Origin of the sequence: Rhodococcus coprophilus NBRC 100603, assembly GCF_001895045.1 — a bacterium.
Lineage (GTDB): Bacteria > Actinomycetota > Actinomycetes > Mycobacteriales > Mycobacteriaceae > Rhodococcus > Rhodococcus coprophilus.
In genome coordinates this window covers 354,435-378,820 of record NZ_BDAM01000007.1, presented here as the reverse complement: position 1 = coordinate 378,820, position 24,386 = coordinate 354,435, and the positions used below count along the sequence as shown (strand labels likewise).

The window sequence follows — 24,386 nt, the reverse complement described above, 5'->3', positions numbered from 1 at the left end:
TCACCTTTCGGTGATGGGCGGCGTTGTGCGAAGCAGTGCTACCGGATAGCTACCGGGAGATCAGAAGGCGTTGAGCGCCTCGAGGATCTGCGGGCGAGCCTTCCACAGCTCGTCTTCCCAGTACTTCCACGCGTGGGTTCCGCGCGACGGGAACTCGAAGGTAGCGGGGATACCGAGGGTTGCCAGCTTGACCTGGAAGGCGCGGGTCTGGACCAGCGAGAGTGCCTCGAGGCCCATGGCGTTGGCCGTGTTGTAGAAGCCGGCGAAGCCTTCCGGGTTGTCGTGCTGGCCGGGCAGGCCGCTCGCCGCCGAGATGTAGAGGGACAGGCCCTCGAGCTTGGGGGCGAACACGAACGGGTCGTTGCGCAGCCACGACGGGCTCCACGGCGGGCCCCACATGGCGTCGACGTTGAAGCGTCCGGCATCGAGCATCGCGACGCGGATGGCCTCACGCATACCCGGAGCCGACAGGTTCAGGTAGCCCGACAGCGACGACGCGAACTTGAACTGGTCGCGGTGGTAAGCAGCCAGCGTCAGAGCGGCGGAGCCACCCATCGAGAGGCCGAGGATGCCGTTGTTGCTGCGCGAGACGCCACGGGTGGCGAGGTAGTCGGGCAGCTGCTGGGTCAGGAACGTCTCCCACTTGTAGGTGATGTCCTGGCTGTTGAGATTGCTGGGCGAGTACCAGTCGGTGTAGAAGCTCGCCTGGCCGCCGACCGGCATGACCAAGCTGACGTTGTCGTTGGAGAACTGCTGGAGAGCATTCGTCTCGAACGTCCACGCGTTGGCGTCGTCGCGGGCGCGCAGTCCGTCGAGCATGTAGAGCGCTGCGTCACCGCCACGGGCGGCCCACTGGATCTGGACCTTGATCGGGCCCATGTCGGAATCGACGAAGACCTCTTCGAATCCTCCGGCCGGCGCACGGTGCGAGACCGGGGCGCTCTGGGCCGGTGCGGCGACAGCCGCGGAGGTTCCGGCAACACCGGCGGCAACGGGCAATACCAGCGCCACGGCGGCGGTGCCGAGCAGGCGCCTACGAAGGCCCTGCGACAACCTGGGGACAAAACGCATGAACAATGCTCACTTTCTCGATCAGCGGCGTCCGCGTTTCGCGTCCCCCGTGAATACCCGGCGTTCGACGACCGCGGGCGGTCGCCACAAGTCACACTGCGGTCAAGACTGTAAAGGACGGCGTGATCTCTGACAAACCCTGAATTCTGAGGTCCTGGGCTTGCGTCGAACCGCCGTCCCCGGCGGCGGTTGCCGCCGTTATCCGACCGTAATCTGCCGTGATACTAGCGAGACCAGGGAGTCAAGCCAACTCGGTCATCCACCCGGGGGCGGGATCGGTAGATCGCACCGCTGGATTTCGTACTCCGGCACCCGGTCGATCCGGTACCCCGCGTACTCGAAGGCGTTGCGCAGGTTCCGCTTGAACAGCGGCCACGTCAGCTCGGCACCGGACGAATCCAGCAATTCTCGCGTCTCCGGACAGGTGAGCGCGAGTTTGGCATTCGCCACCCACTCCTCGTCGAGGTACGGAGGCAGCCACGGATACCTGTCGACCATCCCCGATTCGGCCACAACCCAGTCCGGATACAGGATCTTGTCGTGCCCGATCCGCCCGTCCTCGAGGCGTTCGGTGTGCGCGGCGAGCGGATATGCCAGGCCCATCTGGTCGACCACCCGGACGTCTAGCCCGACATTCATGCTCGTCATGCCCAGGTTCAGAAAAAAGACCGTGTGCCCCGCTCCGCCCGGCGGAATCGGTTCCGGGGGTGGAACGACATCCCACGCGTCGTACGCCGGTGTGGGCAGCAGGAGGCCCCCGTTCGGTGTGTTCGCGATCGTCGAGACCATCGCGCGCATCCGCGGGTAGTCGAGGTAGTCCTCGGCCCGGATCGGGTGGAGATGTCCGGTGTTGAGCGAATAGAAGGCTCGCTCGTCGACGATGCCCGATCGGCCGACGACAGCGCCCTCCGGCATTCCCGTCGTGTTCGACGCGAAGAAAGCCCAGAGCACCGTGCCGGCCCACAGCACCGCGACCGCGGCGGCGATGCGGGTCGGGCGATTGTTTCCGAGTCCGGAGCGGTCGGGCACCTGGAGCGGTATCACCGCGATCGGCAGCAGCAGGCAGAACAGGGGCGGGAGCAGTACCCGGCCGTGCATGAAGTCGCCGCCGACACGCAGCGAATACAGCATGAGCAGGACGCCGCACACCAGAATCAGTACGACGACGGCGGTGGGGGTGCGCAGGGCCTTCCGGCCCGTCGAGACCAGAGTGCGCATGTCGGTGCCGCGTGCCGGGAACCTCGCGCGCACGCCGCGACCGCTACCGGTAGACAGCAGCACCACCGCGGCAACCGCGACAAGGAAGAGCAACGGGAGCCAGAGCAGGTACGGCAGGGCCAGGTTGCCCAGATATTCGAAGCCCTGCGACCACTTCGCACCGCCCGCGTCCTTCGAGACCGCGGTGTTCGGGTACGGCAGACCGTAGTAGCCCATCCGCCAGATCTGATAGACCACCGGGACCGCGCCGGCGACCGCAACCATCGCGACGCGCACACGCCACGTCAGTCCGTCCGCGAGGAACAGCACAGCGAGGGTGAGACCCGCGACGATCGCCAGTTCGGGTCGCACCAGGGGGCCGAGTCCGGCGACGAAAGCAGTGCCGAGGATTCCCACGGTGCCGGGCAGGGCGCGCTCACCGGCCGGGTCGGGCGTCGCCCACCGGACCATGAGCAGCCACACCAACGCGAGCCAGCAGATCACCAGGCACGTCTCGAGCCCGGACGTCGCGAAGTCCCGGGCCGGGGGCACCGCGATGTAGACGAGCGCACCGGCGGGCAGCAGCAGGACCGTGCCCGTCGCTGCGCGCAGACGCCACCGGTACAACCGCGCCGCACCGAGCATCGCCAGGACGACAGCGGTCGTCGACAACACCAGCGCGAGTCCGAGCACGACGTATTCGAGCCGGATTCCGGTGAGCCACCCGGTGCCGTAGACGATGTAGGTCCAGGCCGTGGAGGTGTTGGCCTCGACGCGTTCGCCCGCGTTGAAGACCGGGCCGTATCCCGCGAGCAGGTTCCGCACCGTGCGCAGGACGATGAGCCCGTCGTCGGCGATCCACCGGCGCTCCCACGCACCCCAGAACATCAGCAGCGCCGAGAGAGCCACGCCCCCGGCGAACACTCCCCGCGCGACACCCCGCGGCAGGCCGGGCCGGTGTACATCCGACCTGGCCACCGCGTTGTCGTCGACGTCGTTCACGACGTCAGAAGAGGTAGACAGCACCACCGACCACCAGAATCCAGGCGATCGCCAAGAACTGCAGGACACGGTCCTTCAGCGCGATCTCTTCCGGTTCCCCGGCTTCACCACCGTCGACGTCCACCGCGTACCGGAGGATCGCCACGACGAACGGCACCATCGAGATGGCGTACCAGTTCGTGTCGGCGCGGCTGTCCTGTTCGAACGCCCACAGGCCGTAGCAGAGCACGACGGCCGTTGCGGCCACCGTCCACACGAAGCGCAGGTAGGTCTCGGTGTAGTACTCGAGCGACTTGCGGATCTTGGCGCCGGTGCGGGCCGCGAGACGCAACTCGGCGTACCGCTTGCCCGCCGCCATGAACAGCGATCCGAACGCCATGATCAGCAAGAACCACTGCGACAGCGGGATCTCCGCGGCGACACCGCCCGCGATGGCCCGGATCAGGAAGCCCGACGAGACGATGCAGATGTCGAGGACGGCCTGATGCTTGAGGCCGAAGCAGTACGCGAGCTGGATGCCGATGTAGACGGCCATGACGACCGCGAGCTGCCAGTTCGCGAGGAACGACAACAGGATCGAGGCGACCAGAAGGACGACGGCGATCATGTAGGCGAGTCGCACCGGCAGGATGCCGGCAGCGATCGGGCGGAACCGCTTGGTGGGGTGTGCACGGTCGGCTTCGACGTCCAGCGCATCGTTCACCAGGTAGATGCCGGACGCTGCCATGCAGAACACGACGAACGCGAGCGCGACGGGCAGCAGCACGTCGAGCTGCGTGACCGATCCCGCAGCCATCGGTGCCGCGAGCACCAGGACGTTCTTGACCCACTGCCGCGGGCGCACTGCCTTGACGATTCCCGCAGGCAGGGTTTTCGGGGCCTCCTTGACGGTGACCGGTTCCTCGCTCATCGCTCTCCAAACTTCTTCTCTGCCTGCACCACAACGGCTGCGGACGCCGCACCCAGTGCCGCGCCGGCCAGGACGTCCGTCGGATAGTGCACGCCGAGAACGAGGCGCGACAGCAGCATGGGCGGCACAAGCACCGCGGGAAAGGGTAGCCCGGTGACTCGCGCGAGCAGCACGGCAGCCGCGGTCGTGGAGGTCGCGTGGGACGAGGGGAAACTCAGCCTGCTCGGCGTCGACACGTTGACCTGCACCGACGGGTCGGACGGTCGGCGACGGCGCACCACCCGCTTGATGACGATGGAGGCTGCATGGGCTCCGACGGCACCGACCGCGACACTCGCCCACTGACGGCGGCGCTTGCGGTCGACCACGGCTCCGAGTCCGCCGACGGCGACCCAGCCGAGCGCGTGCTCACCGAAGTGCGACAGACCGCGCGCCGCCGAGATCGCGGCCGGGGTGCTGCCGACGGAAGCCTGCACGGTCTGCAGGATCCGGATTTCGGTGTCGGTGCTCTTCCAGCGACCTGTGCGAGCGCACTCGGCCGGACTCGTCTTGCTAGTTTCCGGCGCCGAAGACACGCTCCCACTCCTCCTTGCTGGTCAGGGCGGGAACCGCGTCCCGGTACCGCTTCTTCATCTCGGGGAACCGGCGCGCAAGCTCACGACGCAGGCGAAGCGCCTCGCTCAGCAGGGCCTGGGCCTGCGCACGGTCGCGCTTACGGTAGACGACGCCCCGTCCGTCCGCGGTGGTGACGGTCACACCGTCGACCTGGGACAGCAGGAACCAGCGCGCGTCGATCGTCGGCACGTTGAGCTGGGGGCGGTTGTGGTGCTCGGCGTTCTCCGGGCGGAGGTTGTGCAGCACCCCCTTGGCCAGACGCTTGACCTTGGCGGCCGCGCCCTCGGGGAGACCGACCGCGCCGACCTCCGCACCCGATGCCATCGGCAGTTCGGTCGAGGAAGGAAGCACCACCGCGTCGGAGAAGTTCTTCCGCAGGGCGTGCACCTCGCCGAGGGCCCGGGGCAGCAGGTCGAACAACTGTTCCGGCCCGGCGAGGAAGTCCTCGATGGCCTTGTTCTGGATCGCGACCGTGGAGTACTCGAGGCACACCAGGTGCTTGACGGTGGCCTTGACGGTGTCCAGGACCAGCGCCTTGGCATCGCCGTCCATGTGCATCGCGGCGACGACCAGCCGATTGCGCAGATGGAAGTACGCCTGCCAGTCGATGGCGTCGTCCTTGTCGCTCCAGGCCATGTGCCAGATCGCGGCACCGGGCATGGTCACGGTCGGGAAGCCGGCGGCACGGGCCCGCAGGCCGTACTCGGCGTCGTCCCACTTGATGAACAGTGGCAGCGGCTGCCCGATCTCCTCCGCGACGACCCGCGGGATCACGCACATCCACCAGCCGTTGAAGTCGACGTCGATGCGGCGGTGCAGCAGCTTCGAGTTCTCGCGATCGTGCAGCGGCTTGGTCGCGAAATCGTGGTCGTACTCGACGTTCGGCGCGGCACTCCACATGAAGTTCCCGCGGTTGACGACCTCGCCCATCGTGTGCAGGTGGCTGCGTTCCTGCAGGTTGAGCATCTGCCCGCCGACCAGCATCGGCTTCTTCGCGAACCGCGACAGTGCCAGCGCGCGCAGCACCGAATCCGGTTCGATCTCGATGTCGTCGTCCATGAACAGGATGAACGGCGAATCGGTGGTCTTCAGCGCCTCGTACATGATGCGGCTGTAGCCGCCGGAACCACCGAGGTTGCCCTGGTCGTGGATGACGAGTCGATCGCCGAAGGGCGCGGCAGCCTCGGCGAAGTCCGCTTCGTCGCGCACCTTGCGGGTGCCCTGGTCGGGGATGATCACCGCGTCCACGACATCCATGACCAGCGGGTCGGACGCGAGGGCACGCAGCGCCTTGACGCAGTCCGCGGGCCGGTTGAACGTCGGGATGCCCACGGCGACGGACGCGCGGCCCTCGGCCTCGACCGGCGAGTACCAGCCGGCCGAGTGCATCGTGACGTCGGTGTCGGTCGTGATGTCGAACCAGATCCAGCCGCCGTCCTCGAAGGGCGCGAGCTCGATCCCGAGTTCGACGAGGACCCGGTCACCGGAGAATTCACTGCCGGTGACATGGATACGGCTCGCGTCGGCCTTGCTGCGGTAGATGTCGACGCGTCCGTGACCGGTGAGCTCGAGGCGCAGTACGACCGACGTCAACGTGCTCCAGCGCCGCCAATAGCTCGCCGGGAACGCATTGAAGTAGGTGCACAGCGACACCTCGGACTCGGCGCCGATCGCCAGCGCGGTGCGGGTCGTCGCGTGCGCGCGCCGTGCGTTGGTCGGCGATTCCTCCAGGTAGAGGGTGCGTACGTCGAGGGGCTCACCCGGCCGGGGCAGGATGATCCGCTGAAGAAGGGTCTTACCGAGCAGGCCCGGCTCGACGGCGCTCACGAAGCGTCACCGGCGATCGGGGCTCCCGATTCGAAGTGCGGCACGAGGACATTGTCGAACATCGACAGGGCGCTGGCGATCGCCATGTGCATGTCGAGGTACTGGTAGGTCCCGAGCCGGCCGCCGAACAGCACATTGTTCTCGGCGGCTTCCTTCTTCGCGAGTTCGCGGTACGCGCTCAGCTTCGCGCGGTCCTCCGCAGTGTTGATCGGGTAGTACGGCTCGTCGTCGTCGCCCGCGAACCGCGAGTATTCGCGCATGATGACCGTCTTGTCTGCCGGGTAGCTGTCACGCTCGGGATGGAAGTGCCGGAACTCGTGGATCCGGGTGTACGGCACGTCGGCGTCGTTGTAGTTCATCACCGGGGTGCCCTGGAAGTCGCCGCAGTCGCTCAGGACCTCGGTTTCGAAGTCGAGGGTGCGCCAGCCGAGCTTGCCCTCGGTGTCGTCGAAGTACCGATCGAGCGGGCCGGTGTAGACGACGGGGGCGTCGGGGCTCGCGGCGCGGATCTCGTCGCGGACGTCGAACCAGTCGGTGTCGAGGCGAACCTCGATGCGGTCGTCCTTCGCCATGTTCTCGAGCCACGCGGTGTAGCCGTCGACCGGCAGACCCTCGTAGGTGTCGTTGAAGTAGCGGTTGTCGAACGTGTACCGGACCGGAAGCCGGGTGATGTTGCCCGCCGGGAGTTCCTTCGGGTCGGTCTGCCACTGCTTGGCGGTGTAGTCGCGCACGAATGCCTCGTAGAGCGGGCGGCCGATGAGGGAGATCGCCTTCTCCTCGAGGTTCTTCGCCTCGGCCGAGTCGATCTCCGCGGCCTGCTCCTTGATCAGTTCCCGCGCCTCGGCCGGCGAGAAGTAGCGGCCGAAGAACTGGGAGACGAGACCGAGACCCATGGGGAACTGGTAGGCCTGGCCCTTGTGCATCGCGAAGACGCGGTGCTGGTAGCTCGTGAAGTCGGTGAACTGGTTGACGTAGTCCCACACGCGCTTGTTCGACGTGTGGAAGAGGTGGGCACCGTACTTGTGGATTTCGATACCCGTTTCGGGCTCGGGTTCCGAGTACGCATTGCCGCCGAGATGGTAGCGGCGCTCGACGACGAGGACTCGTTTGCCGAGCTGCGTGGCGGCCCGCTCGGCGATCGTCAGTCCGAAGAATCCGGAGCCGACGACGATCAGGTCGTACTCACCGGTGGAGGGCTGGGGCGCTGATGCAGCAGTCACGGAGAACCAGGGTAAGCGACCGGGTCGCGAACGTGCCGGTTCGGTCCGTCACCGGACCGGCCGGACGCTCCGCTCACACGTATCGGTGCAGCGTGTCGCGAACGAACGCGGCTCCGTCGGGCCCGCCGTAGGTCGCGGCGAACCGTTCGTCCGCCACGTACATGTCGGCGAGGCCGAGCACGTACTCGCGGCTGATCCCCTCCGCGGTGCCGTAACCGGGGGTACCGGGGACCGACGACAACCACTCGATGTGACGGCGCGCGAGTTCTCTGGCTCGGGGATCGGACGGGTCCACCCCCGCGTCGGCGGCGGCTACCCAGTCCGCCGTCAGTTGCTCGGCTCGGGACTGCCACTCGCTACGCTCGTTCGCGCCCATGCCGCGCCACCAGCGGTCGCTGTCGTCGTACGCGTCCTTGCCCCACCGCTCGATCACCTCGTCCCCGTGTCGGGTGTGATCGAAACCGTCGAATACTTCGTCTGCCATGAGTTCTTCTCCTTGTTCCGTCTTCGTGAGGGTGCTGCGCACCGCGCGGATGCGCTTCTCGAGTTGCCGGCGCTCGTGTTCCAGCAGGTCGAGGTGAGTGCGGAGCGCGGCCGTGGTGTCTTCGTGCCCGTCGAGCACCTCCCGGATCGCGGGGAGTCCCAGGCCGAGATCACGCAGCAGCAGGATGCGCTGCAACCGGACCAGTGCGGCGGCGTCGTAGAACCGCATGCCGTTGCTGCCGGTGCGGCTGGGGGCGAGCACTCCGACGTCGCCGTAGTGCCGCAACGTCCGGCTGGTGACACCCGCACTCCGGGCCAGTTCCTGGATCGACCACTCCTGCGGCATCGTCCCTCTCCTTCTGCCTTTCCCAGCGTGCATCTTGACGCTGCGTCAATGTCAACCCTCGGTCTGCAGACGGGCGGGCGGTCGTCCGGGACGGTCGGGGCGGAGATGCGGAAAGGGGCGGACCGCGACGGTCCGCCCCTTCGTGCCTGCTCGTATCGCTACTCGCTGCTACCCGCTTTCGGCAGCCAGTCCTTCAGGAAACTCGCGTCGATCACCTGCGCGCCGAGTTCCGGCGTCCAGACGATCACGCCCCCGGTGAAGAACCGGAACTTGCCCAGTTCGTCGGGCAGCATCAACTCCGGGCCGACCGGGGTGCCCAGGACACCTTCGACGCCACCGAGTTCGAAGAACTTGGCCTCGATGTCCGAGGCGCCGTTCCCGCTGCCGAACGGATCGATAGCCACCTCGGGACCCGGTTCGGGGGCTGGGGAGCTCGGCGGGGCGGGCAGATCTGCACCTTCGGCGATCGTGAACCAATCCGAACGCAGACCGAGCTTGGCGCGGGCCTCGGCACCCGTCGTCTCGATGGTGCGGTCGCTCCCGACCACGCGCACGCGGGTGACGCGCCCGCCGTCTGCACCGAGATTGTTGCGGGCGAGGACCTCGAACGCCTGGAGTTCACCGACGCCGAATGCGGTGCCGATCTCGCCCGCGGTCAGGGTCTTCGCCCAGGCCCGGTTGGGAGCCACCTTGTCGCCGGCATCCTCGACGGGCGGGAAGGTACCTCCGGCGCTGTAGCCGCCGGTCGACGCGGAGAACTCGCTGCGGACGACGGCACCGTCCTTCATCAGCACCACGCCGCGCGTGGTGCGCACACCGTCGTCGGTGCGGGAGTCTTCGGCGCCCGACCCGGTGTACACCTGGCAGTCGGTGGTGTCGCAGGTCTGCCAGAATTCGTGCCGCTTCTCGGCGAGTGCGTACGAGCGGGCCGCGATCGCCTGGGCGCGCAATGCTTCTGCGCCACCGCTGTCGGCCCAGCCGGGAAGCGCTTCCGCGGGAACGACACTCCGCAGATAGTCCTCGACGGACAAGCGGTTCACCGTTCGCGCCGCCGCTCCGTCGAGCACCACGCCGAGAGCTCCGCGGTACGCGGTGTCGCTCCCGCACAGCTTCAGGTGCTCTCCGGCAGGGCGGTCCTCACCGAGATCGATCGGATCGGCCCACGGCACGTCGGTTGCGCTTTGCCACAGCACTTCTCCGCTGCACCCGGACGTGACGACGACGTTCGCACCGCCGCCCGGGGTGGGTGTGAGGTGGGCGACCTCGCCCGCCACGATCTGTCTTCCGGCGACCCGGAGACCCGAGTCGGAGTACACGTCGAGCGAGCGATCGTCCTGCCCGGTCAGGCGCACCGCGATCATCGAATCGTCGACCGTGCCGAGCGTCGTTCCGCCGTAGTAGTGGGCGATGATGCGTTCGGCCGTCCAGCCTTCCTGGGCGTAGCCGTACGCTCCCCACTGGCCCATGCCGCGGCCGTGTCCGTGGCCGAAGCCCGAGAACGTATAGGGGGTGTCGGCCGAGACCGCTTCCACGACCCCGGGCGAATCGGTCCGACCCTGCTGCACCACGGCGCCGACCGCCGTGCCGACGACCAGGGCCGGCGCGAGCCCGATCACCGCGAGACGCGCGACCGAGGGTCGCCACCCGTTGCGCAGCGGTCGGCCGACGATGATGCGCCCCCGGCGAAACTTTCCCCTGCGACCGATGGATTGTGGTGCCATGGCGTTCCGCTCCCTCGTTCTCGCACTCCGGACGACGCACTACTCGCGGACAACTGCGATCGGACATTTCAGACTGATCCTCAAGCTCAGGTTGAGGCTTAAGGTTTTCGGGGTCTAGTGTGACAAGAGTGACCCACCAAAGCAACACAAGTCACAACAGTCACAAGGGCATCACAAGTTGCATCGATTCGCGGCCATTTCGCTCTCTAGAGACGGTCCGCGATAGAGGATTCCGACCTGTCCGATCCCGTCCGAAGTCCGCAGATCTACACGAACAGGGAGTTGCAAACAGTGCCGCATCGCCGCCCTAAGCCGTCGATCGTCCTGGGTGCCGTCGCCGCCCTGGCCGTCGCCACGCCCTTTGCCGTGTCCGGACTCACCACGGGACCGGCGGAGATTCGCACCACCAGCGACTCCGTCGAATCCGTCAGTCCCGACATCGCGGAGATCGTGCTCGCGTCCGTACCGGACCTGGTCATCCCGCTCGAGGAACTGACGGGGCTCAATCTGCCCGACGTCGGCCTCGGAGAGCTCATCGACGGGCTCCCGCAGATCACCACCGCTCCCGATCCGAACGGGGGTCCCATCGCCCGTGTCGGCGCCACGGTCAAGGAACTCACCCGCGAGGCGCCGTTCAGCCTCGTCGCGCTGGCTGCCGACGACATCGCCGCCACCGACGCACTGATCCGGGCGCAGAACAACGACGGTTCGTGGGGTCCGTGGTCGGCCACCGAACCGCTCGAGTCGAGCCGCAACGACACCGCCGGCGACGCGCGCCGTGGCACCGAACCGATCTTCGTGGGCGCGACCCGCGCGGTGCAGGTCCTGCTCACGCCGCGTCCCGGCCCCGAGCCCGCCCTCGCCGGCGCGGAAGCACCCCCGGCAGAGGCACCCGCACCGGAGACCCCCGACGCCCCCGCGCCCGTGGACGAGGCACCCGTGCCGGTCGCCGAGAGTGCCGGGCCGGCACCGGAACTCGGTTACGTACCCGCATCCTCGTCGAAACCGCTGCGCAGCCAGGATCCCGTGGCCGCGAGCGTCGAAGGTGTCAGCGCAGTACTGATCGATCCGGGTACCGGCGCGGCCGACGACCGGCTCGGCGACATCGCCGCACCGCTCGGCAACTCGGGACTGAAGGTCATCAGCCGGTCGCAGTGGGGCGCCGACGAATCCCTGCGCTGCCAGAGCGCGACGTACGACGACTCGCTCGGTGGCGCCACCGTGCACCACACCGCGGGAAGCAACAACTACTCGAAGGCCGAGTCCGCCGGGATCGTCCGCGCCATCTACGCGTACCACTCGCAGACACTCGGGTGGTGCGACATCGGATACAACGTGCTCGTCGACAAGTACGGCCAGGTCTTCGAGGGCCGCGCGGGCGGTCTCGACCGCAACGTGCAGGGCGCCCACGCGGGCGGCTTCAACGAGAACACCGTCGGCATCGCGATGATGGGCGACTTCTCCAACGCCACGCCGCCGGACGTGACAGTCCAGAACGTGGGCAACTACCTCGGCTGGCGACTCTCCGCAGCCGGTCTCGATCCGAAGGGCCGCACGACGATGTACTCGGAGGGCACGTCGTTCACGCCGTACCCGCGTGGGGCGGCCGTGGATCTGCCGATCATCTTCGCGCACCGCGACGTCGGCAACACCACCTGCCCAGGCGACGGCGGCTACGCGCAGATGAACAAGATCCGCGACATCGCGGCAGCAGCGGCGAAGGGCCGGCCGGCCGCGCCGTCACCGGTCGTCGCGAACAATCCTCCGGCCGGTTCGGCTCCCGGCACCGGAGCGCTGCCGGCCGGTTCGAACGAGGGAACAGTCGAGAACGTCCAGGCACTGGTCGCGGAGTTGACGCGGCTCGCCGAGAACAATCCACTCGCCCGCAAGTGGGTCGCGGAGGGCGGCGAAACCGGTCGCCTCGGCACGGCTGTGTCGTCGATCGCACCCGCCAAGGGCGGCTTCGAGCACGCCCGGTTCGTCAACGGCGCCCTCTACTCGTCCCCCGGGGGCGAGGTGTGGGCGGTGCTCGGCGAGATCTACAAGGCGTGGGAGGAATACGGACTCGACACTGGTGAGCTGGGGTTGCCCACCAGTGACGAGTACCGGGTGCCGGACGGCTGGCGTTCGGACTTCGAGTTCGGTTCGCTGATCTTCAACGAGGCCACCGGGGTCGTCACCAAGGTGCTGCGCGCCTACAACGACGCCTACGAGCAGTCGATGCAGGGTCAGCCGGCCGACGTCGCAGTGCCCGCATCCGAGGATGCGGCGGCGCCTGCGCCGGAACCGGCACCCGAACCGGTGCCCGTGGGCTGAGTCCCCCGGTCTACCGGTAGCAACGAATCACTGCCACCAGCGTTCGAGGATCCGAGCAACACCGTCCTCGTCGTTGGTGGCAGTGATTTCGTCGGCCACCGACTTGGCGTCGGGATGCGCGTTCTCCATCGCGACACCGTGACGGGCCATCGACAGCATCGGAATGTCGTTGGGCATGTCCCCGAAGGCCACGATGCGATCGTCGGGCACCTCGAGATGACGTGCGAGTTCACGCAACCCCGACGCCTTCGTCACGCCGGCCGCAGAAATCTCGATCAATCCGTTGGTCGTCGAATAGGTGACGTCGACGAGCCCGTGGAGCTTCGGCGCGATCGCCTCGGCCATCTCACGGCTCGTCGCGTCGGCCAGCCGGACCAGCAGCTTGACGGCGGGCTCGGCGATCACTTCGTGCTCGGCGAGTTCGGTGTTGTCCGGGTTGAGCCAGGCATGTTCGTAACCGGGAGCACTGACGAACTGTGGGGTCGCGGCGTCGTGCGCGCTCTCGCCCACGCGCTCGGCTGCGAGACCACATCCGGGGAGTACCGCGGCGGCCACCTCGGCGACCCACGCGAGTTCGTCGGCCCGGAGCACCGCCGCGCTGAGCACGCGATCGGTCGCGCTGTCGTAGAGCACGGCGCCGTTCGCGCACACCGCGAGCGGTGCGAACCCTAGTTGCTCGACGACCGGCGAGATCCATCGTGGCGGACGCCCCGTGGCCAGAACGAAGGGCGTCCCGGAGTCGACGACGGCGTGCACCGCAGCCCGCGTGCGGTCGGACACCTGCTCGGACTTGTCGATCAGGGTCCCGTCGACATCGGTGGCGACGAGGCTGGGGCGCTGGGAACTCACTCCGTCATTCTGCCGAAACGCCACGGTCGCCGCTGTCCGGGCCACCGCGCTCGGTCCGCTCGCGTTCCTTGCGGGCCCTGCGTTCCGCCGCGACACGCTCGTCCTCGGCGGTGGCTTCTTCGAGGGTCGGTGCCGATCCACCGAGACGGCGCGGCACCCAATAGGCGCCCGGCTCGTGGTGATACGAGTCCTGCACCTCGTGGAGCATCTGCTCCATCGTCGCGTGCAGTTCCTCGGTCATGGCCGCGGGCGGCAGATACGGCGGGATCGGGGCGCCCACCTTGATCGTGATGGGCGTGTTGGTGCGGCCCAGACGCTTGGGGTGGCCCTTGGTCCACACCCGCTGCGATCCCCAGATGATCATGGGGATGACGGGCACACCCGCCTCCTCGGCCATTCGCGCCGCGCCCGTCTTGAACTTCTTCAGCTCGAAGCTTCGGCTGATGGTCTCCTCGGGGAACACGCCCACCAGTTCTCCCGCACGAAGCGCTTCGACTGCGAGGCGGTAGGAGTCGCCGGCGTCACCACGGTCGACAGGGATGTGCTTCATCGCCCGCATCATCGGCCCGGAGATCTTGTTGTCGAAGACCTCTTTCTTCGCCATGAATCGCACGTAGCGCTTCGCGGGACGGCGGGCGGGCAGACCCGCGTAGGTGAAGTCCATGTAGCCGGTGTGGTTGATCGCGATGACCGCACCTCCGGTCGCGGGAATGTGCTCCTCGCCGGTGACGGAGAATTTCAGTCCCTGGCCTGCGAACAGAGTGCGCGCGATGCCGATGATCGTCCGGTAGAAGGGTTCCACGTCGGCCAGCGTAGCCGGGTCACCGATGCGGTGCCGCACCCGTGGCCCCGGCGGGCTGCCGCATGTCTCCACGGCCTCTCCACTTACCCTGGAGGTACATAGGTCAGCACGTCAGGAGGCAACGAGTGCAGATCACCAGCGTCGGCCACGCCGGGTTCCATATCCGGACCGAGGCGGGCTCCATTCTCTGCGATCCTTGGGTCAATCCCGCTTATTTCGCGTCCTGGGTGCCGTTTCCCGACAACACGAGCCTCGACTGGGACGCCCTCGGCGACGTCGACTATCTCTACGTATCGCATCTGCACAAGGATCACTTCGATCCCGGGACACTGAGGGATCACGTCCGCAAGGACGCCACCGTGCTGCTGCCCGATTATCCGGTGCCGGATCTGCGCCGCGAACTCGAGGCACTCGGCTTCACGAAGTTCTACGAGACCACCGATTCGGTGAAGCACCGGATCAGCGAGGCCGGCATTCGGGACGCGCCCGACGCCCCCCTCGAGCCGGGCGAACTCGACATCATGATCATCGCGATGCGCGCGCCCGCGGACGGCCCCATCGGCGACTCCGGACTCGTCGTCTCGGACGGCGAGACCACCGTGTTCAACATGAACGACGCGCGCCCGATCGACATGGACCCGATGCACGACGCGTTCGGGCACATCGACATCCACCTGCTGCAGTTCTCCGGTGCCATCTGGTACCCGATGGTCTACGACATCCCGAAGAAGACGAAGGCCAACTTCGGCAAGCAGAAGCGCCAGCGCGGCATGGACCGTTGCCGCAGTTACATCGAGCAGGTCGGCGCCACGTGGATCGTCCCGTCCGCCGGGCCACCCGTCTTCCTCGACGACGAATTGCGCTCGCTCAACGACGATCACGGCGACGAAGGCAACATCTTCCCCGACCAGCAGGTGTTCCTCGAGCAGTTGCGCATCCACGGGCGCGACGGTGGCCTGCTGATGATTCCGGGTTCGGTCGTGGACCTCGCCGGGAGCGAGAAGATGACGCTCGCCCACCCGATGCCCGAGGCCGAGGTCGAGGCGATCTTCACGAACAAGGCCGCCTACATCGAGGACATGGCGCGGCGCTTCGCGCCGGTCATCGCCGCGGAGAAGGCCAAGTGGGCGCCTGCCGAGGGGGAACCTCTGCTGCCCGCCCTGAAGGCGAAGTTCGAGCCGATCATGGCGCAGTCCGATCTCATCTGTGACGGCATCGGTTACCCGGTCGGCCTCGTGATGGGCGACGAGACCGTGGTGCTCGACTTCCCCAAGCGCATCGTCCGCGAGCCCGTCGAGGGAGAAGGCAAGTACCGCTACGGTTTCCGCATTGCGCCGGAGATCGTCCGCACCGTGCTGCGCGACGACGAGCCGGACTGGGTCAACACGATCTTCCTCTCGACACGCTTCACCACGTGGCGGGTCGGCGGGTACAACGAATTCCTGTACACGTTCTTCAAATGCCTCACCGACGAGCGCATCGCGTACGCGGACGGCTGGTTCGCGGAGGCGCACGACGACACCGCGTCGATCGAAATGAGCGGCTACGAGATCCAGCGGCGCTGCCCGCACCTCAAGGCCGATCTGTCGAAGTTCGGTGTGGTGGACGGCACCACACTCACCTGCAACCTCCACGGCTGGCAGTGGGATCTCGAGTCGGGGCGGTGCAAGACCTCCAAGGGCCACGAACTGCGCAGCAGCAAGGTCTGACGGGCACCGCCCCGTCCGATCAGCGCACCGCGGCCCGCCGCCCGTGCGCTGCTGCCGGCCGTATCCCGGCCGGCAGCAGCGCCGCGGCCGCGAGCGCGACGGCACCCAAAGCGATCAGCGCATAGGGCCACCAGCGCTTCGCCGCGACCCCGGTTTCGGCTGCGTCCTGTGCGCCGGCCGCGACCTGTTCCGGCGACCCGACGGATGCCTGCGACCCCGGCGCGGGAAGCGCTCCCGTCGCGTCACGCACGTTCTCCGAAATCCCCTTCACGACATTGCCCACCGGCTCGACTCCGCCGACGAGCCGGCCGGTGCCGTCGACCAGCTGACGACCGCCGTCGTCGAGCTGCATCAGGCCGTCGCGCAACTGCCGGGAACCTTCGGCAGCCTGCGACATGCCCGCGACGAATTGTGCTTCCGGATCTGTCAATTCGTAGGAAAGCTGGTTGGCGCCGTCGCGCAGCTGCCCGAGTTGGTCGAGGGTGTCGGGTCCGAGACCCTGAGTGTTCAGCATGTCGACGAGTGCGCGCAGTTCGCCGGCGGTGCCCGCCGAGACGGGATCGCCGCTCGCGGCGAGGGTATCGGCGACGACGGAGAGCCGTGCCGTCACCGATCCCTGCATCTCTCCGAAGCCCGTGAGGCGGGTGACCACCTCGTCGACGCCCGCCGAGATCTGCGAGGCACCGTCCCCGAGTTGCCCGACTCCGCCTTCGAGTTGCCCGAGCCCGTCCGCGAGTTGCTTACCGCCCTCGTGCGCCTGCGTGAGTCCGTCCGCGAGTTGTATTGCGCCCGCGTCGAGTTGTCGGCTTCCATCCGCGAGTTGCCCCACTCCACCGTTGAGCAGCGCGAGCGGGAGACTGGCCTGCTGGAGGGTGCTGCGCGCATCGTCGACCGAGGTCGAATCCGTCGTAGCGGTGGCGTCGGTGGTGCCGGCGACAACCACCACCTGCGAGTCGTCGGTGTAGGCGAACACCGAGCCGCTCCCGATCAGGACGGCGCCGGCCGCGAACAGGGAAACTGGGAGAAAACGGGCATACATGCTCGGTAATGTAGGCCGAGGAGTTAAGGGCTTCCTGAGGGCTCCTCCACCGCGGCGGGAGGCAGCGCCCGGCCGGCCACCGCTCCCAGCACGAGCAGCGGCAGCATCGCACCCGCGACGAGAACCGAGAACGGCAGCCACACCGACCCGAGCGCGAACCCCGCGAACAACGCCACCGACGCGATCTCGCTCGTGACTCCCACGACCGACGACACCGTCGCACGCGCACGCCCCGACATGGACGCCTGGAGTCGTGCTTCGGCCACGATCGCCGTGTGGTGCAGGGCGCCGTAGCCGATGCCGACAGCCACGAAACCCGCGATGTCCCCTGCGAGAGCACCCGCGGCGAGAACGAGTGCGCCGGTCACCACGATCGCACCCAGCGTCCGGCCGCCCATCCGGGCACCGAGCCCAGCCGTGGCCGCACCCACGACCTGTCCGACGACGGTGATCGCCACGAGGACCGGCACGAACTCGGTGGTCGCACCGTCCTCGCGTGCGAGCAGACCGAAGTACTCGTCGAAGGCAAGACACGCCAGCAGCGCAGCCGCCAGCACGACCGCGCGGCGCACGACGGCGTCGGTGCGGACCTCGGCGGCGCCGGAGCGGAGGCTTGCGAGGTACCGGGCCGCGAAAGTGCCGCCCGACCCGCCGATCTCGTCGGCTTCGATCGATTTCGCGGCCGCGGGGAAGGTGAACACGAGCAGGGTCCCGGCGACGGTGATTGCCACCGACACCCAGCCGACGAGCGCGTAACCCCCGAGCCCGAACAGCGGGGCCGCGGACAGGGTCGCGACGAACACGCACACCATCTCACCGGCGCCGGCAAATCCCATCACCGCCGCGTAGCGATGTTCACCTCCGCGCGCGGCCAGTTCGTCGTAGACGAGGGCTTCGAACGTGCCGGACTTCAGCGACTCGCTGATCCCCCACACCGCGAATCCGGCAGCGAAGCCCCAGTACGTCGGCCACACGAGCCACATCGTGAACGCGGCGGTGAGCAGGGCTCCGCTCGCGGCGAGGAGAGCGCGGCGCGAGGCGGTGTCCGCCCAGGCGCCGGACGGCACCTCGGTGACGAAGGCGACCACCGACCACAGGACGAAGAGCGAGGAGATGCTGCCGGCGCTGAGCCCGTGGTCCTCGAAGAACAGGGCGTACAGGCCGTAGAAGGGCACGAGTTCGCGTGTCGAGGCGTAGACAACTGCACGGACGGACACCGCCCGGCAGGACACGGAATCGTTCGCTTCGGATCAACGTCGTCGGCGCATGGTCACAGGGTGCCACGCGGTCCGGCGACTGTCACTCCCCTGCGTGGCATCGGATACGGTCGGACGGTGACCGAGGACAACGCACCCGAGCGTATGCGCAGCTACACCTGGGAGGATCCCGCGCCGACGTCCGCTGCCAACCGCGAGATGCAGGGCCTGGACTTCCTACGGGGAATGATCGACGGTTCCATCCCGCACCACCCGACGGCACGAACCCTCGGGTTCACCGTCACCGACGCCCGCGAAGGGTTCGTCGAGGTGTGTATCGAACCCCGGGAATTCCACGCCAACGCCGTCGGCAGCGTCCACGGCGGCGTACTCGCGACGATGTTCGACACCGCGATGGGGCTGAGTGTGTCGAGCACGCTCGAGGCCGGGGTGGGATACACCACGCTCGACCTGCAGGTCCGGTACATAAGGCCGATCCAGCCCGGACAGTCCGCCGTGCGCGTCCACGGGTTCTGCGAGCACACCGGCCGTCGCACCGCGACCGCGCGGGGCGAGGCGCGCGACGTCGACGGCCGACTGCTCGCCACCGCGTCCTCGACCTGCCTGATTCTGCGCTGAACCCGTCGGAGGCCGGGGCCGCCCGTCAACGGGAGCCACGTCCCCCCGTGCGGGCTCCCGAATTCGAGGACGGTGTCCCCGGGCGGACTCCGCGACTGTACGCACCGCGTCGGCAGCCTGGAGTTCCAACGCCAGCAGTTCGACCCCGCGTGGCTCATCGGGCACGGTATCGTCGTCGGCGAGCTGGGCGAGTCCGCACGCCGGGCAGAGGTCCAGCGCAAGCGGATGCGCGGACTCCTCCGGGCCGGCCGGTGTGCCTGCGGGCGGAAAGTGGTCGGCCTGCGGAACGGCGCCGAGATCGAGGACCCGCACCCCGCCCGCTGCGCGGCACCCCCGGCACCGGCTCGTCATATCGAATTCCTTTGCGGTGGTAGCGGTTGCGTCCATACCGTTCGGTCCGGCACGATGAGCGGGTGCGAATCGACACGACGGGCCTGACCGATGTTCTGGTGCTGCGACCCGAACTCTTCCGCGACGAACGCGGAGTGTTCACGCGCACGTTCGACGCCGCGCTGTTCGACCTCTACCTCGACGAAACTCCCGGTTCTCCCGCAACCCGCGCCAGCGACTTCCTCCAGGATTCGCAGTCGCGGTCGCACCGCGGGGTCATCCGCGGGATGCACGGCCGCGCGGGGCGAGGCGAAGCCAAACTCGTGCGCTGCGCGCGCGGCGCGGTCCACGACGTGCTCGTCGACATCCGGAAGGATTCCCCGACCTTCGGGCGAAAGGAAGCCTTCCTTCTCGACGACGAGGACTTCGCCCACCTGTTCGTCCCGCCGGGGTTCCTCCACGGGTTCCAGGCCCTGACGGAAGCGGCCGATGTGTGTTACCGAATCGACCGGCCGCACGACCCGCTCGAAGACCTGGCCGTCGCATACGACGATCCCGACCTCGACATCGAGTGGCCGTTGCCGGTCGCCGCGATCAGCGCGCGGGATGCGTCGGCGGGCACGTGGCAGGATCTGGTCGCCCGGCTCTGACGCGCGGTGGTTCGGTTGCACCCTCACCCACCCGTCGTCACCGGCTGGGGGTCGCGCTGGACTCGCAGGGTGTCGTCGACGAGGTCCCGGTTCCTCAGCATCTCGAGGTGGGCGAGCCGGATGTACCGCTGGGTGAAGGCGTCACCCGTCATCCCGTAGGCGAGATACGCGCGGTACAGTTCGTCGGCCCCTTCCGGAACGGTCCATCGGACGACGTTGTCTCCGAATGCTTTTCGCATCGCCGAGAAGTCCACCCGGTACGAGCGGGGGTCGGGACCGCTCCCCCCGTGATCAGCACCTCGGATCCCGGTACCGCCTCGGCCACCGCGTCGGCTGTCTCCCGGGCGAAGTCGCTGTAGCACAACGGTTCTGTGACCGCGATGTTCGGCAGGCCGAGCAGCGGCGGGAGCAGAACTTCCCGGACGACGGGGTCGAGATGCGCGGGAAGCAGGCACGAGGTAGGCGTCGGAGCCAAGTGCAGCGACGCCAGATGGGAGGTCAGTCGGCGATAAAACCGACTTCATCCCCCAAATGTGCGGTGCAGCCCGAGCGGCTCAGACGACGGGTTCCAGAACCTCCCGGCCGACGAAGGGAACGAGCGCGGCGGGAACCTTCACCGACCCGTCGGCCTGCTGGTGGTTCTCGAGTAGCGCGACGAGCCACCGGGTGGTCGCGAGCGTCCCGTTGAGGGTCGCTGCGATCTGCGGTTTGCCGTTCTCGTCGCGGTACCGGATGTTCAGGCGACGAGCCTGGAACGTCGTGCAATTCGATGTGGACGTGAGCTCGCGGTACCGCTCCTGGGTGGGAACCCAGGCTTCGCAGTCGAACTTGCGTGCCGCCGACGAACCGAGGTCGCCACCGGCGATGTCGATGACCCGGTACGGGACGTCGATCGAGGCGAGCATCTCGCGCTCCCACGACAGCAGGCGCTGATGCTCGGCGACGGCGTCCTCGGGCTTGCAGTAGACGAACATCTCCACCTTGTCGAACTGGTGGACACGGATGATGCCGCGAGTGTCCTTGCCGTAGCTGCCGGCCTCGCGGCGGAAGCACGACGACCAGCCCGCGTACCGCTTCGGGCCCTTCTCCAGGTCCAGGATCTCGCCCGAGTGATAGCCCGCGAGCGGCACCTCGGAGGTACCGACGAGGTACAGATCGTCCTCTTCGAGGTGGTACACCTCGTCGGCGTGCTGCCCGAGGAACCCGGTGCCCTGCATCACCTCGGGGCGCACGAGCACCGGCGGGATCATCATCGTGAAGCCGTTCGCGGTGGCCTTCTGCGCGGCGAGCTGAAGCAGGCCGAGTTGCAGCAGGGCGCCGTACCCGGTGAGGAAATAGAACCGCGCACCCGAGACCTTGGCTCCGCGTTCCATGTCGATCAGCCCGAGCGACTCGCCGAGCGCGAGGTGATCCTTGGGCTCGAAGTCGAAGGTCGGAAGTTCACCGACGGTCTCGAGGGTGACGAAATCGTCCTCGCCACCGGCGGGCGCACCCTCCACGACGTTGGAGATCGCGAGGTGGGCGCGCTCCCGGGTCTGCTCGGCCGCATTCTGCTCGACTTCGAGTTCCTTGACCTTGGCGGCCAACTCCTTCGCACCCTCGAGCAGTGCGGCCCGCTCCTCAGGGGACGCCTGACCGACCTTCTTGCCCAGCGCCTTCTGCTCGGCACGGGCGTTGTCGCCGGCGAGCACCGCAGCGCGGCGGGCCGTATCGGCCTCGAGCAGGGTGTCGACCAGGCCGGGGTCTTCGCCGCGGGTGCGCTGCGATTCACGGACGACGTCGGGATTCTCGCGGAGGAACTTGAGGTCGATCACGAGGGGAAGCCTACCGCTGCCACAGTTCCAGGTACTCGTCGCGCCCGAACATCTTGGCCGTATCGATCGCAGTGGGATGCCCGAGGTTCGGATCGGCACCGGCTTCGGAAAGCACTCGGACGACCTCGTCGGCGCCCTTGAACACGGCGCCCGCGAGCGGCGACTGCCCCTTGTCGTTGAGCCGGTCGAGGTCGGCGCCCCGCTCGGCGAGCGTCCGAACCGCATCCGCATGACCGTGGTACGCCGCGAGCATCACCAGCGTGTCGCCGGAGTGATTGGTGAGGTTCGCCGGCACGCCCGCGTCGATGTACTCGGCGAGTGTGGCAGCGTCGCCGGCGCGCGCGGCGTCGAACATATGCTGGGCAATCTCGAGAATCTGCGGATCTATAGGCTGTTCGGTCATGATCCGACGCTACCGCCGGCCGCGCGAACGGGCATGATGGACCGTGATGGCCGAAGAACGTAAGCAGCAGCCCGAACGACGTCCGCCTTCCGCGAGACTGACCCGCCGCGCGCTGATATTCGTCGCGGTGGGTGCGGTACTGGCGGCGGTCGCGAGTTTCGTCGTGGCGGGATTCGAGGGCTCGAGCGACGGAGACGGAGACACCGGGCGGCGGGTGGCCCCCACCGGGGCGGTTGCGGGTGAAGCGTTCGGAACGGCCGCCGCGGGTGACTGCCTCACCTGGACGGCCCTCGACGCCAGTGATCTCACCAAGGTCGACTGCGAGCAGACGCACCTGTTCGAGGTGGTCGCCGACATCGACCTGAGCAACTACCCGGGCGCGGAATGGGGACCCGGCTCGAGGTTCCCCTCCGTGATGCGGTTCACCGCCCTGCGCGACGAACTCTGCGTTCCGGCGGCCATGGACTATCTCGAGAGCCGATTCGACCCGGTGGGCAAGTTCAGCGTCGGTCTGATCAACCCCGGCGAGGCCGGCTGGGCCGCAGGCGAGCGCACGCTGCGGTGCGGTCTGCAGTTCTCGTCGACGACCGGCAATCTTCTCCCCATCCAGGGCAGGGTGGCCGACCAGGATCAGTCGCGCGCTTGGGACGTCGGAGTGTGCATCGGCATCAACAACGGCATTCCCGCCGACCCGGTCGACTGTGCGAAGCCGCACGCGTTCGAGGTGGTCGCCACCGTCGATCTGTCGTCGCAGTTCCCCGAGGGGCTGCCGAGTATCGAAGATCAGGACCGGTACCTCGAGGAGACGTGTACCCGGCTGGTCGGCGAGTACCTGGGTGACCCGCAGGCGCTCCGCAACAAGACTCTCACGTTGTTCTGGGACAACCTGGGATACGACAGCTGGCTCGCCGGGAGCCGCAAGGTCAACTGCTCGATCGGCAAGCAGGTCGAGGGCGGGGGCTTCGCGTCCATCACCGGCTCGGCCAAGGGCGACATCCTCATCGACGGCCAGCCGCCGGTCGCGCCGGAGCCGTTGCCGGAGGGCCGGTCGTTGCCGAGCCCGCTGCCGGGTGCCTTCCCCCTGCCGGGGCGTTGATGGGCGTCCAGATGAGCAACGAGCACTTCGAAGAGCTCGTCTCGGAGGCCCTCGACGAGATCCCGGCCGAACTCGCCCGTGCCATCGACAACGTGGTGATACTCGTCGAGCCCAGGCACGACGAGGAGCCGGATCTGCTGGGTCTGTATCAGGGGATCGCGCTCACCGACCGCGACAGTCACTACGCCGGGTCGCTACCGGACACGATCTCGATCTATCGGGATGCGATTCTCGACATCTGCCACACGGACGACGACGTCGTGCACGAGGTGCTGGTGACGGTGGTCCACGAGATCGCCCACTACTTCGGAATCGAAGAAGAGCGCCTCCACCAGCTGGGCTGGGGGTAGGCGCTCTCCGGCCGGTGCGTCCGGGGCGCTACTCGGCCCGTCGCGCGCCGGCCTCGACCAGGTTCGCGTTCTTGGCCTTACGCTGCATGAAATGCGGGTTGACGGTCGAGATCACGAGCAGGATCAGGGTGCCCACGGCCACGACAGCGATCGAAAGCACGACGACGATCATGCCGAAGAGTTCAAACATCCCGGTTACCTCCACTTTCGATGTCACGGCGAGGCACGCGACACGCGCCGCCCCATCGTACCTTAGCCTCCACGCCTGCGCCGGACGGGACCGGGACCCCGAGTGACGTGCTGCCGAAGCCGAGAATGAACAGTCACTGTTGACCGTTTAACTGCCTGACTCTACGCTCGGACCCGACCCCAACCGAGAGGCGAACCACGTGACGCACTCCGCCCGCCCTGCCGCGATCGCCGGTTGGCATCGCGTGGTCGAGACGAACGACCTCGAAGCACTCGACGCGCTCGTCGCCGACGAGGCCGTGTTCCTCTCGCCGGCCGTGTTCACCCCGCAGGAGGGCAAGACCAAGACGGTCGCATACCTCCGGGCGGCATTGACCGTGTTCGGCGGCGACACCGGGTTCCGGTACGTCGGCGAATGGTACGGCCCGAATTCGGCGGTGCTCGAGTTCGTCGCCGACCTCGACGGCATCCACGTCAACGGTGTGGACCTGATCGAGTGGGACGACCAGGACCGGATCGTCCGGTTCAAGGTCATGATCCGCCCCGTGAAGGGTTTGCAGGCACTGATCCCCCGCATGGCGGCACAACTAGAGCAAGCCTGAATCCACCGAC

The 24,386-nt window shown here is 67.7% G+C and carries 23 protein-coding genes and 1 pseudogene; 7 read left to right on the top strand and 17 right to left on the bottom strand.

The features are described 5' to 3' along the window. Nucleotides 1–60: 60 nt before the first annotated feature. From RDCOP1_RS13685 to RDCOP1_RS13650, 8 genes are all read right to left on the bottom strand, one after another. Nucleotides 61–1,071, bottom strand: coding sequence for an alpha/beta hydrolase (locus RDCOP1_RS13685; RefSeq protein WP_072701345.1), 1,011 nt, complete (start codon nt 1,069–1,071; stop codon nt 61–63). A 255-nt stretch (nt 1,072–1,326) separates the two neighbouring features. Continuing rightward, entirely contained in the window at nt 1,327–3,156 is a 1,830-nt protein-coding gene (locus tag RDCOP1_RS13680) for an arabinofuranosyltransferase AftB family protein (RefSeq protein WP_111731689.1), read from the bottom strand. Between the two features lie 118 nt (nt 3,157–3,274). Then, on the bottom strand, nt 3,275–4,180 hold the full coding sequence (locus tag RDCOP1_RS13675) for a decaprenyl-phosphate phosphoribosyltransferase (protein WP_072701342.1): 906 nt from the start codon (nt 4,178–4,180) through the stop codon (nt 3,275–3,277). Next, nucleotides 4,177–4,674, bottom strand: coding sequence for a phosphatase PAP2 family protein (locus RDCOP1_RS13670; protein ID WP_072701520.1), 498 nt, complete (start codon nt 4,672–4,674; stop codon nt 4,177–4,179). The genes RDCOP1_RS13675 and RDCOP1_RS13670 overlap by 4 nt, the downstream gene beginning before the upstream one ends. 58 nt (nt 4,675–4,732) lie before the next feature. Then, on the bottom strand, nt 4,733–6,622 hold the full coding sequence (locus RDCOP1_RS13665; protein WP_072701340.1) for a glycosyltransferase: 1,890 nt from the start codon (nt 6,620–6,622) through the stop codon (nt 4,733–4,735). After that, nucleotides 6,619–7,842 carry a UDP-galactopyranose mutase gene (glf, locus tag RDCOP1_RS13660; protein WP_072701338.1) on the bottom strand — a complete coding sequence of 408 codons (1,224 nt, stop codon included), beginning with the start codon at nt 7,840–7,842 and terminating at the stop codon, nt 6,619–6,621. The genes RDCOP1_RS13665 and glf overlap by 4 nt, the downstream gene beginning before the upstream one ends. Before the next feature lie 73 nt (nt 7,843–7,915). Beyond that, a complete protein-coding gene (locus tag RDCOP1_RS13655; protein ID WP_072701336.1) occupies nt 7,916–8,671 on the bottom strand; it encodes a MerR family transcriptional regulator in 756 nt (251 codons plus the stop codon). Nucleotides 8,672–8,829: 158 nt separating this feature from the next. Further along, nucleotides 8,830–10,392: a SpoIID/LytB domain-containing protein gene (locus RDCOP1_RS13650; RefSeq protein WP_072701334.1), complete on the bottom strand. Its 1,563-nt coding sequence runs from the start codon at nt 10,390–10,392 to the stop codon at nt 8,830–8,832. Nucleotides 10,393–10,683: 291 nt separating this feature from the next. On the opposite strand from RDCOP1_RS13650, the gene RDCOP1_RS13645 reads away from it, so the two are divergent. Continuing rightward, nucleotides 10,684–12,708, top strand: coding sequence for an N-acetylmuramoyl-L-alanine amidase (locus RDCOP1_RS13645; protein WP_072701332.1), 2,025 nt, complete (start codon nt 10,684–10,686; stop codon nt 12,706–12,708). Nucleotides 12,709–12,735: 27 nt separating this feature from the next. Here RDCOP1_RS13645 and RDCOP1_RS13640 read toward each other — a convergent pair whose 3' ends face one another. After that, complete coding sequence (locus RDCOP1_RS13640) at nt 12,736–13,557, bottom strand: Cof-type HAD-IIB family hydrolase (protein WP_072701516.1); 822 nt, start codon at nt 13,555–13,557, stop codon at nt 12,736–12,738. Nucleotides 13,558–13,561: 4 nt separating this feature from the next. Further along, nucleotides 13,562–14,359, bottom strand: a complete 798-nt coding sequence (locus RDCOP1_RS13635; RefSeq protein WP_072701518.1) for a lysophospholipid acyltransferase family protein — start codon at nt 14,357–14,359, stop codon at nt 13,562–13,564. 125 nt (nt 14,360–14,484) lie between these two features. On the opposite strand from RDCOP1_RS13635, the gene RDCOP1_RS13630 reads away from it, so the two are divergent. Then, the gene (locus tag RDCOP1_RS13630) at nt 14,485–16,068 is read left to right on the top strand and encodes a Rieske 2Fe-2S domain-containing protein (RefSeq protein ID WP_072701330.1); all 1,584 of its coding nucleotides are present in this window, start codon (nt 14,485–14,487) and stop codon (nt 16,066–16,068) included. Nucleotides 16,069–16,087: 19 nt separating this feature from the next. On the opposite strand, the gene RDCOP1_RS13625 is transcribed toward RDCOP1_RS13630, so the two are convergent. After that, nucleotides 16,088–17,107, bottom strand: coding sequence for a hypothetical protein (locus RDCOP1_RS13625; protein WP_072701328.1), 1,020 nt, complete (start codon nt 17,105–17,107; stop codon nt 16,088–16,090). A 23-nt stretch (nt 17,108–17,130) separates the two neighbouring features. Further along, complete coding sequence (locus tag RDCOP1_RS13620) at nt 17,131–18,324, bottom strand: MFS transporter (protein ID WP_231922858.1); 1,194 nt, start codon at nt 18,322–18,324, stop codon at nt 17,131–17,133. A gap of 144 nt (nt 18,325–18,468) precedes the next feature. Between RDCOP1_RS13620 and RDCOP1_RS13615 the strand changes: the two genes are divergently transcribed. Further along, nucleotides 18,469–18,942, top strand: a complete 474-nt coding sequence (locus RDCOP1_RS13615) for a PaaI family thioesterase (RefSeq protein ID WP_111731690.1) — start codon at nt 18,469–18,471, stop codon at nt 18,940–18,942. A gap of 5 nt (nt 18,943–18,947) precedes the next feature. Here the strand turns inward: RDCOP1_RS13615 and RDCOP1_RS13610 are convergent. After that, a pseudogene (locus RDCOP1_RS13610) lies at nt 18,948–19,293 on the bottom strand (hypothetical protein); the annotation flags it as partial. Between the two features lie 62 nt (nt 19,294–19,355). On the opposite strand from RDCOP1_RS13610, the gene RDCOP1_RS13605 reads away from it, so the two are divergent. Beyond that, a complete protein-coding gene (locus RDCOP1_RS13605; RefSeq protein ID WP_072701325.1) occupies nt 19,356–19,922 on the top strand; it encodes a dTDP-4-dehydrorhamnose 3,5-epimerase family protein in 567 nt (188 codons plus the stop codon). A 23-nt stretch (nt 19,923–19,945) separates the two neighbouring features. Here the strand turns inward: RDCOP1_RS13605 and RDCOP1_RS13600 are convergent, their stop codons facing one another. From RDCOP1_RS13600 to RDCOP1_RS13590, 3 genes are all read right to left on the bottom strand, one after another. After that, nucleotides 19,946–20,161 carry a hypothetical protein gene (locus tag RDCOP1_RS13600; protein ID WP_143152197.1) on the bottom strand — a complete coding sequence of 72 codons (216 nt, stop codon included), beginning with the start codon at nt 20,159–20,161 and terminating at the stop codon, nt 19,946–19,948. Nucleotides 20,162–20,476: 315 nt separating this feature from the next. Next, a complete protein-coding gene (gene serS / locus RDCOP1_RS13595; protein ID WP_072701321.1) occupies nt 20,477–21,736 on the bottom strand; it encodes a serine--tRNA ligase in 1,260 nt (419 codons plus the stop codon). A gap of 10 nt (nt 21,737–21,746) precedes the next feature. Beyond that, complete coding sequence (locus tag RDCOP1_RS13590; protein WP_072701319.1) at nt 21,747–22,139, bottom strand: ankyrin repeat domain-containing protein; 393 nt, start codon at nt 22,137–22,139, stop codon at nt 21,747–21,749. 46 nt (nt 22,140–22,185) lie between these two features. Between RDCOP1_RS13590 and RDCOP1_RS13585 the strand changes: the two genes are divergently transcribed. Beyond that, entirely contained in the window at nt 22,186–23,235 is a 1,050-nt protein-coding gene (locus RDCOP1_RS13585) for a septum formation family protein (protein ID WP_072701317.1), read from the top strand. An 11-nt stretch (nt 23,236–23,246) separates the two neighbouring features. Then, entirely contained in the window at nt 23,247–23,585 is a 339-nt protein-coding gene (locus RDCOP1_RS13580; protein WP_084722618.1) for a metallopeptidase family protein, read from the top strand. A 28-nt stretch (nt 23,586–23,613) separates the two neighbouring features. Here RDCOP1_RS13580 and RDCOP1_RS21525 read toward each other — a convergent pair whose 3' ends face one another. Continuing rightward, nucleotides 23,614–23,775 carry a hypothetical protein gene (locus RDCOP1_RS21525; RefSeq protein ID WP_169848893.1) on the bottom strand — a complete coding sequence of 54 codons (162 nt, stop codon included), beginning with the start codon at nt 23,773–23,775 and terminating at the stop codon, nt 23,614–23,616. Nucleotides 23,776–23,974: 199 nt separating this feature from the next. On the opposite strand from RDCOP1_RS21525, the gene RDCOP1_RS13575 reads away from it, so the two are divergent. Continuing rightward, on the top strand, nt 23,975–24,376 hold the full coding sequence (locus RDCOP1_RS13575) for a nuclear transport factor 2 family protein (protein WP_072701314.1): 402 nt from the start codon (nt 23,975–23,977) through the stop codon (nt 24,374–24,376). The last annotated feature ends 10 nt before the right edge of the window (nt 24,377–24,386 follow it).

Coding starts and splice junctions, on each gene's coding strand:
- RDCOP1_RS13685 (WP_072701345.1), bottom strand. CDS start 1,071: ATGCGTTTTGTCCCCAGGTTGTCGCAGGGCCTTCGTAGGCGCCTGCTC.
- RDCOP1_RS13585 (WP_072701317.1), top strand. CDS start 22,186: ATGGCCGAAGAACGTAAGCAGCAGCCCGAACGACGTCCGCCTTCCGCG.
- RDCOP1_RS13655 (WP_072701336.1), bottom strand. CDS start 8,671: ATGCCGCAGGAGTGGTCGATCCAGGAACTGGCCCGGAGTGCGGGTGTC.
- RDCOP1_RS13580 (WP_084722618.1), top strand. CDS start 23,247: ATGAGCAACGAGCACTTCGAAGAGCTCGTCTCGGAGGCCCTCGACGAG.
- RDCOP1_RS13615 (WP_111731690.1), top strand. CDS start 18,469: ATGCGCAGCTACACCTGGGAGGATCCCGCGCCGACGTCCGCTGCCAAC.
- RDCOP1_RS13675 (WP_072701342.1), bottom strand. CDS start 4,180: ATGAGCGAGGAACCGGTCACCGTCAAGGAGGCCCCGAAAACCCTGCCT.
- RDCOP1_RS13600 (WP_143152197.1), bottom strand. CDS start 20,161: ATGCGAAAAGCATTCGGAGACAACGTCGTCCGATGGACCGTTCCGGAA.
- RDCOP1_RS21525 (WP_169848893.1), bottom strand. CDS start 23,775: ATGTTTGAACTCTTCGGCATGATCGTCGTCGTGCTTTCGATCGCTGTC.
- RDCOP1_RS13680 (WP_111731689.1), bottom strand. CDS start 3,156: ATGTTCTGGGGTGCGTGGGAGCGCCGGTGGATCGCCGACGACGGGCTC.
- RDCOP1_RS13625 (WP_072701328.1), bottom strand. CDS start 17,107: ATGTATGCCCGTTTTCTCCCAGTTTCCCTGTTCGCGGCCGGCGCCGTC.
- RDCOP1_RS13650 (WP_072701334.1), bottom strand. CDS start 10,392: ATGGCACCACAATCCATCGGTCGCAGGGGAAAGTTTCGCCGGGGGCGC.
- RDCOP1_RS13590 (WP_072701319.1), bottom strand. CDS start 22,139: ATGACCGAACAGCCTATAGATCCGCAGATTCTCGAGATTGCCCAGCAT.